The organism is Rufibacter ruber (genome assembly GCF_001647275.1).
Taxonomy (GTDB): domain Bacteria; phylum Bacteroidota; class Bacteroidia; order Cytophagales; family Hymenobacteraceae; genus Nibribacter; species Nibribacter ruber_C.
In genome coordinates, this window is the sequence record NZ_LRMM01000010.1 from 72779 (window position 1) to 88980 (window position 16202).

The following is a 16202-nucleotide window of genomic DNA, read 5'->3' on the forward strand; positions in this document are numbered from 1 at the left end:
GGTAAACAGTGGGTTAAGCGGTTCTTGAACGGAATGGGTAAGGACACATTTTAATGGCAAATTTGTGAAAGTTGCGATTGTACATGAATGGTTTGTTGATTTCTCTGGATCAGAAAGAGTCATTGAACAGCTGCTGCAGGTTTTCCCGGAGGCAGACCTGTTCTCAGTGATTGACTTTATGCCTGATACCTTCAGAAAGCACCTTTTACACAAAAAAGCCACTACAACCTTCATCCAGCATCTCCCCTTCGCCAGAAAACAGTACAGAAACTATTTGCCCCTGATGCCGCTGGCCATTGAGCAGCTAGATGTCTCTGCGTATGATGTTGTGCTCTCAAGCAGCCATGCCGTAGCCAAAGGCGTACTGACCCATGCCAACCAACTGCATATCTGCTACTGCCATTCGCCCGCCCGCTATGCCTGGGACCTGTACCACCAGTACCTGCAGGAGTCTGGGTTGAAAACGGGGATCAAAGGCTTTTTTGCCAAGATAATCCTGCACCGGTTCAGGCTCTGGGACCTGGCCTCCACGCAGCGGGTTGATTATTTCTTAGCCAATTCTAACTATATTGCCCGTAGAATTTCTAAAAACTACGGAAGGCAATCTACTGTCATATATCCCCCGGTAGACGTAGACAGCTTTGCCACCGTGCCCCAGCATGGCGACTTTTATTTTACCGCCTCCCGCATGGTCACCTACAAACGGATTGATCTGATTGTAGAGGCGTTCAGGGACATGCCTGACAAAAAACTGGTGGTGATTGGAGACGGGCCAGATTTTCAGAAAATAAAGAAATTAGCCTCTAAGAACGTCACCCTGCTGGGCTATCAGCCTTTTGAGGTCCTGAAAGATTACCTGCAGCGGGCAAAAGCCTTTATTTTTGCCGCCGAAGAAGATTTTGGCATCACCCCGGTAGAAGCGCAGGCCTGCGGCACCCCTGTCATAGCGTATGGCAAGGGCGGCGCCCTTGAAACGGTCACTCCTGTTTCCGGGCTATTTTTCAGAAATCAGACCAAAACCAGCCTACAGGAAGCCATAGCAACTTTTGAAGATACGCAGTTCCAGTTTGACCCCCATAAAATAAAGGCCTCTGTGCAACGGTTTAACAATAACCGTTTTAAGGAAGAAATACAGCAGTTTGTAACAGAGAAATTTCATGGGTTTCAGCAAAGCCTCTCTCACTAAAATCAGGACCGGGGAAAGCCTTTTTGCTTTCCTGGTGTACTTGTATGCTTTTTGTCTTCCGCTCAGAACCAACCTGAAGTCTATTCTTCTCTTTGTCCTGCTGGGCTTCTTTCTCTGGCACACGGTCAAGACCAGGCCAGCCCTTTCCTCCATCTTACGGGAAAAAACTTTTTTGGCCCTGCTTGCCCTTTTCTGTCTCACGCTCCTGTCTGTGCTGTACAGTTCTAATGTGAAAGCAGCCCTCAACTTTGTGCACCTGCTGGCCACGCTCCCGCTGCTGGCGGTCATGTTTTACCGGAAACTGACCCGGGAGCAGGTGCAAAACGCCTTGTTTGCCTTCAGCTTTGGCTGCTTCTTACTCAGCGTATACGCCATTACTATTATCTTCTTAGAGTACTTTGGGAAGTTCCCGGAACATTTGACCAGGGCGGGGCTGATAGACTGGACCTATTTCTCTTACTTTCTACCCCAGCGAATAGACTTTCATGCCCCCTATTACAGTCTGTACATAAGTACCAGCCTTTTAATCCACTGCTATTTCCTCTATCAGAAAAAGAAAAGTGGTGACTTGAAAAGCATGGGGGGCCACCTGCTCTTCTGCTTGTTTTTCTTTGCACTGCTTGCCTTGCTTTCTTCCCGCACGTCTTTAGTGGTGACTATGTTGGTATTAGCGCTGGTAATGGTCTACCGGGCGGCACAAGCAAGAAGGTTTGGGATGCTGGTGGTCATCTTATTGGGCACGTTGGTCACCGGAATCACCCTGGTTCAGAAGGTAACCTACCTCCGCATAAAATTCACAGAGAACGCAGGGGTTGACCAACGCCGGCAGATGTGGCAAGGGGCGTTGGAAGTGATCAAAGAAAACCCATTGTTGGGAGTAGGCGCTGGTGACCGGGAAGAAGCGTTGGTGAAAAGGTATAAAGAAAATGGTTTCACTGAAGGGGTAAAATTCAGGTTTGACGCCCACAACCAATACCTTATGTTTGGGGTGGAAATAGGGGTTATTGGCGTTGCGCTATTTCTCTTATTTCTCCTCTTCACCCTCTGGAAGGCATACAGACAGCAAAACTTCCTGCTGTTTTGCTTTGTCCTGATCTTTGCGTTGTGCTGCCTCACAGAGTCCCTGCTGCAACGGCGTGACGGGAGCCTGCTCTTCTCCTTTCTCATCTCCCTCCTGCTGTTTGCCCCCAGAAGAAGCAACCAGCAAGCATCTGTTGCCAAACCTTCAGAAGTATAAGCCCCGCTCCTTCTGTTTCCGGGTTGTTTTTGCAAAATCAGGCTGAAAACAGAACCCATTCCCATGCCGTTTTTCAGAGATACTCTTGAAAAAGCCTCAGGTCTGTTTTAGAGCTGTTTTTCTAAAAACAGCTCTAAAACAGAAAGTTTGAGTTGCTCACAAACCACCGTAAGTCTTTCCTGAATTTGCTATCTTCGCGGCATTAGTAACTTCAGTATGAGCAAAGACAAACCTTCTATCCCCAAGGGCACCCGTGATTTTGGGCCGGCCACGGTGGTGAAACGCAATTATATCTTCTCCATCATCAAGCGCACCTTTGAGAAATTTGGGTTTCTGCCGCTGGAGACCCCGGCCATGGAGAACCTCTCAGTGCTTACCGGCAAATACGGGGACGAAGGGGACCAACTCATTTTCAAGATCCTCAACTCCGGTGATTTCCTGAATAAAATCACCCCCCAGGACCTGGAGCAGGGCTACAAGCCGCTCACCCGTAAAATTTCTGAGAAAGCCCTGCGCTATGACCTCACCGTACCCTTTGCCCGGTACGTGGTCATGAACCGCAATGACATCTCCTTCCCCTTCAAGCGTTACCAGATTCAGCCGGTGTGGCGGGCAGACCGTCCGCAAAGAGGCCGGTACCGTGAATTCTACCAGTGTGACGCCGACGTGGTAGGCACTAATTCCCTGCTCTGCGAAGCCGAAATCATTTTAATGATGGATGAGGTGCTAAGCACGTTGGGGCTGGACGATTTTACCATCAAATTCAACCACCGCGGGCTGTTGGCCGGCATTGCCGAAGCCATTGGTGCCTTCGGCCGGGAGGCCGATTTATGCGTGGCCATTGACAAACTGGACAAAGTTGGGCAGGAGGCCGTAAACAACGAGCTCAGGGAGAAAGGCATTTCTGAAGAGGCGGTGACCCAGCTGCAGCCAATCCTGGAACTCTCAGGTGACGTGCAAGATCTGCTGCCCCAGCTAGACGCGCTCCTGCAAACCTCTGAAGAAGGCCAGCGCGGCCTGAGAGACATCAGACAGATGCTGGCGTTTCTGGGCTCCTTTTCGCTAAACAAGGCAAAACTGCAGCTTGATGTCACCCTGGCCCGGGGCCTCTCCTACTACACCGGCTGCATCTTTGAGGTGAAAGTGAACAACGTGCAGATGGGCAGCATCAGCGGCGGCGGGCGCTATGACAACCTCACCGGCATGTTTGGGCTGCCGGGCGTGTCTGGGGTGGGCTTCTCGTTTGGCGTGGACCGCATTTTTGATGTACTGGAGGAGCTCAACCTATTCCCGAAAGACAGCCAGACCATTACGCAGGTGCTGATCTCTAATTTTGATGATGCCGCAATGCGGTACTCACTGCCTGTATTGCAGACATTACGTAAAGCTGGCATAGCCGCTGAGCTTTTCCCGGAGTCTGCCAAGCTGAAGAAACAGATGGGCTACGCTGACCAGAAAAACATCCCGTACGTGCTCTTGATTGGTTCAGAGGAAATGGAAAGCGGCCAGTTGAACCTGCGCAACATGCGCACGGGGGAGCAGAAGAGCCTCCCGTTGGCAGAGATTGTTTCTGAACTGCAAAACAGCCTACCCGCATAAAATGGCAGAGCAGCACCTCATCTCCCCCGCCCCCTTTACGCTCTCCCAGATGGACCGAGTATTGCGCAGTGGTGCCACCCTGGCCCTTTCTGAAGAGGCAGAACAGTTGATAGGGCGCAGCCACCAGTACCTGCACCAGAAACTGAAAGAAGCCACCAAACCGGTGTACGGCATTAACACCGGCTTCGGCTCACTCTGCAACACCACCATCTCGTCTGAGAACCTGGAGAGGCTGCAACAGAATCTGGTGATGTCGCATGCCTGCGGTACCGGGGCCGAGGTTCCCGCTGAGGTGGTGAAGCTCATGCTGCTGCTCAAAGTACAGTCCCTGGCATATGGGCACAGTGGCGTGCAGCTATCAACGGTGCAGCGGCTGCTGGCTTTTTACAACCGGGACATTTACCCGGTGGTGTACCAGCAGGGGTCATTAGGCGCCAGCGGCGATCTGGCCCCATTGGCCCATCTCTGCCTGCCGCTGCTGGGCTTAGGCGAAGTGACGTTTCAGGATTTCAGGTTGAAGGGAAAAGATGTGCTGGACATTTTCAGCTGGGAACCGGTCACGCTTATGGCCAAAGAAGGGCTGGCGCTCCTGAACGGCACCCAGTTCATGACGGCCTACGGGATCATGATCTGCCTCAAAGCCCGCCGCCTCTCCTTTGCCGCAGACGCCATTGCCGCCCTTTCCCTGGAAGCCTTTGAGGGCCTTTCAGACCCGTTCCTGCCGTACATCCATCAGGTGCGGCCCCACCCCGGGCAGCAGCAGTCGGCGGCCAGAATACTGGGGTTGCTGCAGGGCAGCCAAATGCAGCAGAAACCCAGGGCGCAGGTGCAGGACCCGTATTCATTCAGGTGTGTACCGCAGGTGCACGGGGCAAGCCTGGACGCACTGGCCTACGCAGAGCAGGTCTTCACCACAGAAATGAACTCTGTGACAGACAATCCCAATGTCTTCCCGGAGGAAGACCTGATTCTGTCTGGCGGAAATTTTCACGGCCAGCCGTTGGCCCTCGCCCTTGATTTCCTGAGCATCGCCCTGGCCGAGTGGGGCAGCATTTCTGAGCGGCGCTCCTTTCAGCTGGTCTCCGGGCAGCGGGGTCTTCCGCAGTTTCTGATCCAGGAGCCCGGGCTGAATTCCGGGTTTATGATTCCGCAATACACGGCCGCTTCAATCGTTAGTCAGAATAAGCAACTTTGCACGCCGGCCAGCGTTGATTCCATTGTCTCGTCTAACGGGCAGGAAGACCACGTGAGCATGGGGGCGAATGCGGCCACCAAGGGGTATCAGGTAGTGCAGAACGTGGAGCGCATTCTGGCCATTGAACTGATGACCGCCGTGCAGGCGCTTGAATTCAGAAGGCCGCTCCAAACGTCACCTGCCCTGGAAAAGCTGGTGCAGGCATACCGCTCACAGGTGGCGCCCCTGAACCAGGACCGCGTGTTGCAACCAGACATTGACAAAAGCATCCAGTTTATTCAGCAGTACCCCTTTGCAGATTTGATGGCGTGAGAAAACAGCTCCTCTTTTTGTTCACCTGGTTAGGAATGGCAGCAGCCGTATCGGCTCAGCAGGTGCCTTCTTTTTTAGCCTATAATGAACAGAATCAGGTGGTAGAGACTTTTTGCGTGGGCCAGCGTATCACGTTCAGAGACAATACCGGGGAGACCAACGTCACCGAGTTTTATGATTTTGACGCAAACAACGGGCTTGATTTCTCTGCCAAAGAGACGGCCTTTACCTTTACCACACCGGGTACATACCGGATCACCCAGCTAAAGGGAGTAGGAAACTTTAAGGAACGCACCTTTGACGTAAAGGCCGCTGAACCTGCCTCTGCCCCTGTTCTCCAGAAACTTACGCTTGAACTTACCGGCCTTCGGCTCCAAATCCAATCAGGTGCCATCAATGACCTGGTGGTGGAGCAGGCAAATTCTTCTGGGGGATCTTTTACCGCCATCGCCACGCTTAGAGCAGTTGCCGTGGGGCAAAGCGAACATACGGTGCCGCTTGCTTCCCCTTCTGGTTGTTTCAGGGTAAGGGTAACCAACCTGTGCACTGGGAAAGAAACCATTACATCTACTACCGTCTGTACCCAACCCCTGCAGGTTACTGCTGGTGACCGTAGAAATCCTCTATCCTGGGCTCCAAACGCCAGCATGGGGGCAGTCACCAACTACCAGCTGCTGCGGGGCGGTCAGCCTTACCAGAACCTTTCAGGCACCCAAACCACTTTTACAGATGAGCAGGTAGCCTGCGGCCGAATTTACACATACCAACTGGTGGCCCTCCTTCCTAACGGAAGTCAAAGCGTTTCCCTTACCGTTCAGGTGACAACACAGGGCACCACCCCGCCCGCACCTCCCCAACTGGTGGTGAGTTTTACCCCCCAGAACCGGCTGGTGGCCACCACCGTTGCCCCGGCCCAGGAAACCTTTAAAGAACAAGCGCTTTACAGGAGCCAAGGGGGCGGCGTTTTTAGCCTGATTTCAGAAAAACAGCCCGGAAACGCCCTTGATCCCTCCTTTTCCAGCTTCTCGCCCAGGCCCTGCTACCAGACCACTTATACAGATTCCTGCAGCCTTACCTCTGCCCGCAGCAATACCGCCTGCCCTGCCATTTTAACGGCCCGCCTGCAGCCGGAGGGGGGCGTGCAACTGAGCTGGGAACCTTATGAGGGTTTCACCGCCGGAAACGGAAGCCAAACCCTGGAACTGGTGGATGAACAAGGGAGCGTGTACTGGAGCACCCAAGTCACCGGGCGCAGTTACCTGGACTTGCAGCCACCCCAAAAATTTCAACGGCTACACTACCGGCTGCTTTCCCAGTCTCAGGACCAGCGGCAACAGAGTCTTTCTAACACCGTGGCGGTTGACCAGCCCTTCGGCTTCTTCTTCCCTACCGCCTTCAGCCCCAACCATGATGGCTTAAATGATGTGTTCAGAGCAGTGGGGCCAGCGTATGCCTCTAAATTCACCTTACAGGTCCTTAACCGGTGGGGGCAGATTATTTTTGAGTCCACTACCCCCACTCAGGGCTGGGACGGCACCTATGGCGGCAAACCTGCCCCTCCGGGGGGCTATCTCTATAGGCTTGAGGCCATTGATATTAACGGCCAGCGAATTACCAAAAGCGGAACTGTCACGCTGGTCAGGTAGCAACTCCCCCCTCATCATTGAGCTTGAACGGAAAGAGCAGAAGAATTCTCTGTTTTGAATCTCTCTGAAACGCGGAGCAGAAAGTATTCAGATTCATCTTCCCACTCCATTTCCCCAGAAAATCAACTTGTACTTTTCAATTACAGATTACGCTTCCTTCGTTAGATTATCCGTCTGTCGTGCACTATAGAATATGTTAAGTACCATAAATTTTTGGTGGCAGGAGCGTTTACGATTTGCACAAACCTGGTTCTGATGCTATTAGGTTAGGGCATATTTTTGTATTATTACATCTTAGAGGCCTTCTCTGTGTTACTTCCGGGTTTAACTATCCAGAATAGGAAGGAAGCAGCAGAAAATCCAGGATTTCACTAATCACTTTTGCTTACTGAAGTAAAACTTTACTTACCTACCTTGATGCACTCTCTCAAAAGTTACCTGCTGATAACGTTTCTTTATCTGTGCAGCTCCTCTTTGCTTTATGCCCAAGATTGCCCCGCTACCATAACTGCCTCCAACACCCAGCCAGGCTGCCAACCAGGGCCAATTACTTTAACCGCTGCCCCAGGTGGAGCCACCTTTGAATGGTTCAGGGACGGGGTGTCTGTTCAAGGCCCCAGTGCTACGAATACATATACTGCGTTAGTTTCTGGTAGTTATACCGTGACCGTAAGCGGGGCCTGTAATACCAAAACATCTGACCCGGTTATCCTGAACATTAACCCGTTCACCCCTGATTTTAATTTCAATCCCAATACCATTAGGTGCGCCGGCACCCCCATTGCGTTTTCTATTGTCAGCCCCCAGGCCAGTGAAGAGTATGTATGGGATTTTGGTGACGGCACCACCACAACCGGGGCAAATGTCTCCCACTCTTTCTTTTCGACCGGTGCCAGCACTGCTAGTTTCAATGTGGCGGTATATGCCAGGTCCTCTATTGGCTGCCTCTCCCCTGTAGTCAACAAAACGGTTACCGTCAGCCAAAAGCCAGCCTTTGTGCCGCCCACAGACAGCAGTTCCTTCTCAGTGTGTGTACCAGAAAGTGAACCAGCCATTAAGGTGAAGGCTTCTTTGTTGAATAATACCCCCGTGCCCAATGACATTGTTTCTTATGTGGTAGACTTTGGCGATGGCGCCGGGCCAACAACCTATACCCCCGCCGAGTTCACCGCCACTGTCCCCATCAGAAACAGCATTGCCTATGATACCACCGGGGCCTTCCCTATCACCATCAGGGCCATTGGCGCTAACGGCTGCGACTCTGTATATACCAAGAACTTTGAGGTCAACCGGACACCGTACGCTCACTTTAGCCCTCAGAAAGACAGAATTATCCCAGGAGCCTGCGTTCCTGTCAAAGTAACCGTTGACACTGACAGCACCCGGGGGGGCAACCTTTCCTATGAGTGGATTGTGCAGAATAACAGAGGGCAAAACGTAGGATTCAGCGACTTTGAGTACTTAGAAAGCACCACCAACACCTCAGAGAAACCCGTCTTTAGTTTCAAAACCATGGGACGGTTTACTATCAAAATGATAGCCTCCAACACCTGCGGAAGGGATACGGCCACCTCCAGTGTGCTGATTGCTTACCCAGAGGTGAGGCTGGATGCTGATACCACCCACTGCGGCCCGTTAACCATTTCCTTTAATGGTGATTTAGTTGATTATGATGCCAATCTTGGGACAATTGACCCTACCACTTACCGTTGGACGGTAACGGGCCCTGGTGCTCAACCTATTGATGGTACCAGTTTCACAAGCCGTAACCCTATCATCAGTTTCCCAAATCCTGGTACTTATACGGTAAGTGTAGTTGTCAGTAACGAGTGTGGCCCTTCAGACGCAGTAGAACAACAGATGGCGAAGGCTACCATAACAGTTAACCCTATCCCCAGTAAGCCTACCCTCACCACCACTTCCCCGCTGGTCTGCTTTGGTCAGCAATATACCATACGCCCTTCCGGCCCAGGCACCAAATTCGCCTTTTATGATGTCAAAGCTGGAGGCACAGCGCTTCGTACTGACAGGGAATATAAAACAGACCCATTAAATGGCGACAAAACCTTCTATGTAGCCACTGTTTCTGATAAAGGCTGCGAAAGTGAGAGGGAGAGTTTTACCATTAAAGTTACCCCCAGGATCAACAATAACACTATTTCTCTGGCTGCTAACCAGAAGGATCTTTGCGCGGGCAATGCAGTACCAGGAGCAATAAATGGCCTCTCTGCCACCGGAGGAACAGGAAGTATTTCTTACTACTGGCAAAAAAACACCATTGGTGAAACCGCCGTTTTCTCCACCATCTCTAATTCAGATGTAGAGGACTACCCACCCGGTTCCTTGAATGCCACCACCTGGTTCAGACGCATTGCAAGATCAGGGGCCGCCTGTAACAATGACACAAGTAATGTGGTCATGATTACGGTCTATCCCAACCCCGGTAACAACCGACTTACCCTTAGCAGCCCCGTCCCAGTCTGCAAAGGTTCTGCTGGCCCAACCATCAATGGAGATCCCACGTCTTATACGGTTGTATGGCAAAGCAGCCCTAGCGCATCTGGCACCTATACTACCGCGGTAGGCACTATTGGTACCAATTCATTTACCCCTGCCACCCTCACCCAATCTACCTGGTTTAGAAGAATCATTAGAACGGGCGGTGATTGCGAAAGTGTTTCTTCTCCGATATTGGTTTCAGTTGTAGAGCCTATTGATGCTAGCTCTAACACGATCTCTACTTCCAGCGGTACAGGCCTCTGCGCTTCCACTGCCAGCACCACGGTTCAATTAAACGGCTCTGAGCCGAAGGCTGGGGGTGTGGTGGTGCCCAATGCCAGTCTCAAATACACGTGGCAGATCAGTACCACCGGCACTAGCTTTTCTAACCTGTCTGGTTCTAACAGCAGAAACTTCACTTATACAGGAGTTTTAAGCAGGACCACCTACTTCAGGAGAATAGTAGAATATACCTCTGGCACATGCCCCAGCCATACCAGCGATTTTATAACCATTGAGGTAACCCCTGCCATTACAGGAAACAGTTCCATCACAACGTCTGCCAGCGTTATCTGCCAAGGCACTGCCATCACCTTATCAGGAAATGCACGGCCGGTGGAAATGGAACCTTTGATTTCAGGTGGGAAATGAGCACCAACGGGGGCAGCACCTGGAGTTCTACCGGTACTGGTGGAACAACCACCATCACGTCTAAGTCTTACACACCAGCGGCAGCGGGAGATTACCTTTTCAGACGGTTCATCAGATCTGGTTCCTGTGAAAGCGTTTCTGGTTCTGTGGCGGTAAAAGTCAATGCCCCTATCACCAACAATACCATCACGTTGAATAGCCCGCCAACTGTGTGCGCCCCAACCACTGCCCCTGTCAGGTTTACGGGCTCAGAACCTGTTGGCGGTGGGGGGAGTGCCAATTATATATATAAATGGCAGAGAAGTTACTCCGGCTCATTCAATGATATTGTCGAGGTAGGGACGTTAAAGGATTTAGAATTAACAAACTTAGATCAATCGGCATCCTTTAGAAGAGTGGTTGAATCAAAAGATAGGAACTGCGCCCCTAGTACCAGTTCTCCCGCAATACGAGTAACGGTAATACCAGTTGTCACCAACAACACCATTACGCCGCCCACCTCGCCCATCTGTGAGGGAAGCAGCACCACTATTGGCGGTTCAGATCTGGGAATGACCTATGTGTGGGAGATTAGCAGCAACGGTTCAGCTTATGTAACCGCCCCAGGCAATAGCAGCAGTGCCAGCTATACCACCGCAGCCATAACGGCCCCAACGTGGTTCAGAAGAAGAATTGACCGCGGCAACAACTGTTCGCCCTCTTATTCCAATGTGGTCAAGGTAGAGACCCAGGCCGCCCCTGCTGCGCCAACCGTCAAAGCGTTTCAGGTGACCACCTGTGTAAATTCATCTGTAACCCTGGAGGTTACCTCTTCAGCAGCCCAGTTCAGATGGTACAAAACGGCCACTGGGGGTACTCCTGTTGGGTTAGGCAACCCTTTCACCACCGAATCACTGCCTGCCGCTACCTCTTTCTTTGTGGAGGCGGTGACTAGCGCCGGCTGCGTTAGCCCAACCCGTACCGAGGTAAGAGTAGATGTTACTTCTACCCTGGCCAATGCGGGCGAGGACATCACCATCACTGAAGGCCAGTTTACCACCTTGAAAGGATCTGGGGGGGTGACTTATAAATGGTCTCCCGCTGAGTTCCTGAACAATGCCAATGTGGCCAATCCGGTGCTGACCCCCACCAGGGCCGGACAGTTTACCTATACCCTCCAGGTAACAGACGCCTTTGGCTGTACAGACCTGGATGAGGTGATTGTCACGGTGATTGGAAGGGTGAGAATCTTCAACACTTTCAGCCCGAACAATGACAACCTGAATGATGTCTGGGAAATTGAAAACATCACCAACTTCCCTGAAGCCACGGTAGAGATCTTTAACCGCTGGGGCCAGCAGGTGTTCAAGTCAGACGGCTACGCCACCCCCTGGGACGGGAAACTCAACGGGAAACCCCTGCCCATAGACACCTACTACTACATCATTCGGCTTAACAAAAATGACAACCCGCTGAAAGGCAGCGTCACCATTATCAGATAACCAAGTATGAAAAAGATAGGCGCATTTTTGGTTCTGCTGCTTTTGTCTTCCCCGCTGTGGGCACAGCAGCGGCCGCAGTTTACCCAGTACATGATCAATGGGTACTTACTTAACCCCGCCCTCACCGGCATTGAAGACTATACAGATGTAAAGCTGGGAACCCGCCAGCAGTGGGTGGGGCTGGAGGGCGCGCCCGAAACCTATTACCTCAGCGCCCACACCCCGCTGAACAAAGCGGTGTCCAGCGTCCGGAAAAAAGGGGGAGGAACCCGCACCATTGGGCGTAACCGCTTTGTGCCGGCTTATCCGCACCACGGGGTGGGCATCATGGCTATTGCTGACAAAGCCGGTCCCCTGCGCCGCACCAATGTCAATCTGTCTTATGCGTATCACTTGCCAATCAACAGATTCGTCACAGTGTCTGTAGGCGCTTACGGGGGCATTTTACGGAACAGCTTCAACAGCAATGAAGCCAGTTTTGCCAGCGGCAATGGCACAGACCCGGCGGCATTCAGCAATCACACCAACCGCAATTTTCTGGATATGGGACTGGGCACCTGGATTTACGCCCCCAACTTTTACCTGGGGTTGTCCGGAGCCCAACTTTTGAATACAGAGTTAAGCTCAGAGGAACGCACGGCCATTGAGGGTGTCATTCAAAAACACTTCTTCGCCACGGCAGGATACAAGATCAGGCCTACGCAGGACCTCACCCTGATCCCGTCTGTGCTGATGAAGTTTGCCTCCCCCAGCCCCACTACGTAGATGCCAACCTGCGGGCCGTCTATGCTGACCGCCTCTGGCTTGGAGGCACCTACCGTACCAAAGATGCATTTGCCCTCATGGCCGGCGTCAACATCAGCTACCTTATGGAAGTAAGCTACGCCTATGATTACAACACCTCTAATTTGAATGTGGCCAACTCCGGGAGCCATGAAATTGTACTGGGCCTCAAGCTGTTCAACAGCGCCAAGGTGATTTGCCCGCGCTGGATGAATTGATAAGTCTTTCTGTTTTCGGGTAGTTTTCAGAAAAACAGCCCGAAAACAGCTTTTCAACTGCCACCCCCTATCGTACTGTGAGCCGTCAAAAAATTGGGTATGTGGCCATGGTTGTACGGGAGTATGACGAGGCCATTACATTTTACACGCAGCAGCTTTCCCTCACTTTGGTAGAAGACACGCCCCTGGGTGATGGGAAAAGGTGGGTTTTGCTTTCGCCGCCCGGCGCAGCTGAAACCTGCCTGCTTCTTGCCAAGGCTTCTTCCCCTAACCAGCTAAACGCGGTGGGCAACCAAACCGGCGGCAGGGTTTTCCTCTTTTTGCACACAGATGATTTCTGGCGCGATTATCCCCAAATGCAAAACAGTGGGGTGCGTTTCCTGGAGGCGCCCAAACAGGAAGCCTACGGTACCGTGGCTGTGTTTGAAGACCTTTACGGCAACAAATGGGACTTGCAGGAACTCAGGAAAACTGACCAGTAAATTCAAATCCATAAATAAACTTTACAAACGTTACCCCACCCTCTTTGGCGCGAAAGTTACTTTGGCGCCTTCTAACGCCCCTACTTTCGCCCTCTTAGACGAGCGAAGGGAAGAACCCCTGTGGGTAGACGATTTCTGCTTTATGAACCTTGCTGTCAGGCCATCTGCCATTCCCGAGTTCATGTTGATTTTGGGAGCACTTCCAGCCAAGCGGTAGCTGCCCCAGCTTTATTCTTGTAGACGCTATTGGGAGGAACGGCCCCGGCCATAACCAAACTTTAAACCAGGAGCCACGGGGGACATGGATCACCACCAGCCCGCCACCTCCTGGAGGCGCCAGTGCCCGCGTGCGTTTAACTTTCCTGTGCCCGTGGTTCAGGCTACCCTGGGTACAGATAATACAACTTCCCTTCAGAAACAGGGTATCTGTTGCAGGAGTTGCTGCGAGACCTTTCCTACTTCAGTTGCTAGTTGCCCCTGACTTATTTTACCAGCATAAGAAGCAGAAACTAGAAACCTATCTCTTGTCTGCCACATATTTTCATAAATTCTTATTTTAAATAAAGGGAAATCGTTTTCCTAATCATAAAAAAAGCTATTTTAGCAACTGATTTTACAATATTAACAATCAAACAGAAAGAGCAGCTGTAAGAGTGGAAGATTATCTACTGAAATTGATCTGCGGAAGGGCTGAATTGGCTCAGGAAAGGCCGTTCAAAGAGGAGGCATGGATAGCTGCCAAAGCAGTTTCCCGGCGAACGATTTCCAAAGCCCCTCACAGAGCTTGAACCATGATCCAGGGCATTTTCTGTTTTCGGGCTGTTTTTGAAAAAACAGCCCGAAAACAGAAAAGTATCCTTCTAAAATTAGAAACAGGAAACACAGGAGAAGACCATAAGCGCTCCTAAACAAGACATAAGTAAACATGAAGCAGCATTCCTTTCCGTTCTCGTTGGCAAGACCACTGGCACTGCTGGTATGTATTCTCCTTTCCCTTTCGGGCAGTACCCAGCAGAAAGCCGCCATCACCCGCGTGGACCCAACCTTCTGGTGGGTGGGCATGAAAGACCAGAACCTGCAACTGTTGGTGTACGGTCCCAACGCCGGCACCTTTACATATTCCATTGACTACCCGGGCGTGACGCTGGTGAAGACGCATACAGTGGAGAACCCCAACTACGCGTTTCTAAACCTCACCCTCGCGCCCCAGACTAAGGCGGGCACTTTTACCCTCACGGGCCGCAATGGCAAGCAGAAACTCACCCGCCAATACCAGCTCAAAGCCCGCACCAATGAGCCCAAAGCGCAGGGCGTGAATGCCTCTGATTTCATCTACCTGGTCCTGCCCGACCGCTTCGCGAACGCCGACCCCAAGAATGATGCTTTCAAGAACATGGCCGACACCCAGGCCGACCGCAGCAATCCGTTCCTACGCCACGGCGGCGACCTGAAGGGCATTCAGAACCACCTGGGATATTTTGAGGAACTGGGCGCCACGGCACTTTGGCTGAACCCCATCATTGAAAATGACCAACCGCTCACGGAGGAAGGCGGCACCCAGCGCAGCGCCTACCACGGCTACGCCTTCACCGACCATTACCAGGTGGACCGCCGCCTGGGCGGAAATGACGCGTATAAAAAACTCATTCAGGCGGCGCATACCCGCGGCATGAAAGTGGTGAAGGATGCGGTGTACAACCACGTGGGCAGCAACCACTGGTTTATCAAAGACCTGCCGTCTAAAGACTGGCTGAACCAATGGCCCGCCTACACCAACACTTCGCACAAATTTCAGCCCACCATAGACCCGCACGCCGCCCAGGCAGACTATGAAGTCCTCCGCAAGGGCTGGTTTGTGCCGCACATGCCAGATTTGAACCAGAACAACCCCTTCGTGGCCAACTACCTCATTCAGCATGCGTTGTGGACCGTTGAGCATTTTGGGGTAGATGCCTGGCGCATTGATACGTATCTTTACAATGAAGACGAATTCATGAACCGCTGCAACCAGGCGCTGCTCAATGAATATCCTACTATCCACATCTTCGGGGAATCTTGGGTAAACAACGTGGTGGCGCAGGCGCGCTTTGTGCAGAATACCATCAACTTCCCGTTCAAGAGCAACCAGCCCGGCACCTTAGACTTTGTTTTGTTCAATGCCATCAATGACGCGCTCAATCAGAACTTCGGGTGGGACGAAGGCGTGAGCAAAATCCACCAGACCCTGGCGCAGGACGCCGTGTACCAGGACCCCATGAAGCTGGTCACCTTCCTGGACAACCATGACATGAACCGCTATTTCTCGGTCATCGGTGAAGACCTGAACAAGTACAAAATGGGCATGACCTGGCTCCTCACGCTGCGCGGAATCCCCTCGCTCTACTACGGCACCGAGATTCTGATGAAGAACTTCAAAGACCCCTCAGACGCCGAGGTGCGCAAAGATTTCCCCGGCGGTTTTGCCGGTGACAAAGAGAACAAATTCACCGCCGCCGGCCGTACCGAGCGCGAGAACGAGGCTTTCAACTTTGTAAAGAAACTGGCCCAGTACCGCAAGAACACCCCCGCCCTGCACAGCGGTAAGCTCACGCAGTTTGTGCCGCAGGAGGGTATTTACGTCTATTTCCGCCATGATGAAAAGAAAACTGTGCTGGTGGCCACCAACAGCACAGACAAAGAAGCCGAACTGAAAACCGAGCGTTATAAGGAGCGCCTGCAAGGGTTCAGCAAAGCCAGAAACGTACTCACAGACCAGAACCTGAACACCCTGACCACCATTAAAATACCCGCCAAAACGGCGCTGGTGCTGGAGCTTCAGCCGTAGGCGGCTTCTGAAAAATAAAGCAACCTGGTTTGGCGCCGATTCCGGAAAAAGAGCCGCTAAACGGAAACCCTCACCAGCCTGGCCCAGAG

General features: G+C 52.1%; 9 protein-coding genes and 1 pseudogene. All 10 read left to right on the forward strand.

Annotated features, from left to right (window positions below; all coding sequences use genetic code 11):
* The first annotated feature begins 64 nt into the window (after positions 1-64).
* The 10 genes and pseudogenes from A8O25_RS06080 (at position 65) to A8O25_RS06130 (ending at position 16113) form a co-directional block, all read left to right on the forward strand.
* On the forward strand, positions 65-1186 hold the full coding sequence (locus A8O25_RS06080) for a glycosyltransferase family 4 protein (protein ID WP_066832131.1): 1122 nt from the start codon (positions 65-67) through the stop codon (positions 1184-1186).
* Complete coding sequence (locus A8O25_RS06085; RefSeq protein WP_066832132.1) at positions 1158-2423, forward strand: O-antigen ligase family protein; 1266 nt, start codon at positions 1158-1160, stop codon at positions 2421-2423. Before A8O25_RS06080 ends, A8O25_RS06085 begins: the two co-directional genes overlap by 29 nt.
* A 216-nt stretch (positions 2424-2639) precedes the next feature.
* Positions 2640-4022, forward strand: a complete 1383-nt coding sequence (gene hisS / locus A8O25_RS06090; protein WP_066832133.1) for a histidine--tRNA ligase — start codon at positions 2640-2642, stop codon at positions 4020-4022.
* A gap of 1 nt (position 4023) precedes the next feature.
* The gene (gene hutH, locus A8O25_RS06095; protein ID WP_066832134.1) at positions 4024-5529 is read left to right on the forward strand and encodes a histidine ammonia-lyase; all 1506 of its coding nucleotides are present in this window, start codon (positions 4024-4026) and stop codon (positions 5527-5529) included.
* Positions 5530-5564: 35 nt separating this feature from the next.
* Positions 5565-7175 (forward strand): T9SS type B sorting domain-containing protein, encoded by a 1611-nt coding sequence (locus A8O25_RS06100; RefSeq protein WP_153042616.1) that lies wholly within the window; start codon positions 5565-5567, stop codon positions 7173-7175.
* Positions 7176-7838: 663 nt separating this feature from the next.
* The gene (locus tag A8O25_RS06105) at positions 7839-10325 is read left to right on the forward strand and encodes a PKD domain-containing protein (RefSeq protein WP_161947706.1); all 2487 of its coding nucleotides are present in this window, start codon (positions 7839-7841) and stop codon (positions 10323-10325) included.
* Positions 10322-11806, forward strand: coding sequence for a T9SS type B sorting domain-containing protein (locus A8O25_RS22625; RefSeq protein WP_082893485.1), 1485 nt, complete (start codon positions 10322-10324; stop codon positions 11804-11806). Before A8O25_RS06105 ends, A8O25_RS22625 begins: the two co-directional genes overlap by 4 nt.
* 6 nt (positions 11807-11812) lie before the next feature.
* A pseudogene (locus A8O25_RS06115) lies at positions 11813-12807 on the forward strand (PorP/SprF family type IX secretion system membrane protein).
* 77 nt (positions 12808-12884) lie between these two features.
* On the forward strand, positions 12885-13289 hold the full coding sequence (locus A8O25_RS06120) for a VOC family protein (protein WP_074987942.1): 405 nt from the start codon (positions 12885-12887) through the stop codon (positions 13287-13289).
* 925 nt (positions 13290-14214) lie between these two features.
* Complete coding sequence (locus A8O25_RS06130) at positions 14215-16113, forward strand: glycoside hydrolase family 13 protein (RefSeq protein ID WP_066832147.1); 1899 nt, start codon at positions 14215-14217, stop codon at positions 16111-16113.
* Positions 16114-16202 lie beyond the last annotated feature (89 nt).

Excerpts from the sequence above, each read along its gene's own strand:
- A8O25_RS06130 (WP_066832147.1), top strand. The coding sequence starts at position 14,215 with ATGAAGCAGCATTCCTTTCCGTTCTCGTTGGCAAGACCACTGGCACTG.
- hisS (WP_066832133.1), top strand. The coding sequence starts at position 2,640 with ATGAGCAAAGACAAACCTTCTATCCCCAAGGGCACCCGTGATTTTGGG.
- A8O25_RS06085 (WP_066832132.1), top strand. The coding sequence starts at position 1,158 with ATGGGTTTCAGCAAAGCCTCTCTCACTAAAATCAGGACCGGGGAAAGC.
- A8O25_RS06100 (WP_153042616.1), top strand. The coding sequence starts at position 5,565 with ATGGCAGCAGCCGTATCGGCTCAGCAGGTGCCTTCTTTTTTAGCCTAT.
- hutH (WP_066832134.1), top strand. The coding sequence starts at position 4,024 with ATGGCAGAGCAGCACCTCATCTCCCCCGCCCCCTTTACGCTCTCCCAG.
- A8O25_RS22625 (WP_082893485.1), top strand. The coding sequence starts at position 10,322 with ATGAGCACCAACGGGGGCAGCACCTGGAGTTCTACCGGTACTGGTGGA.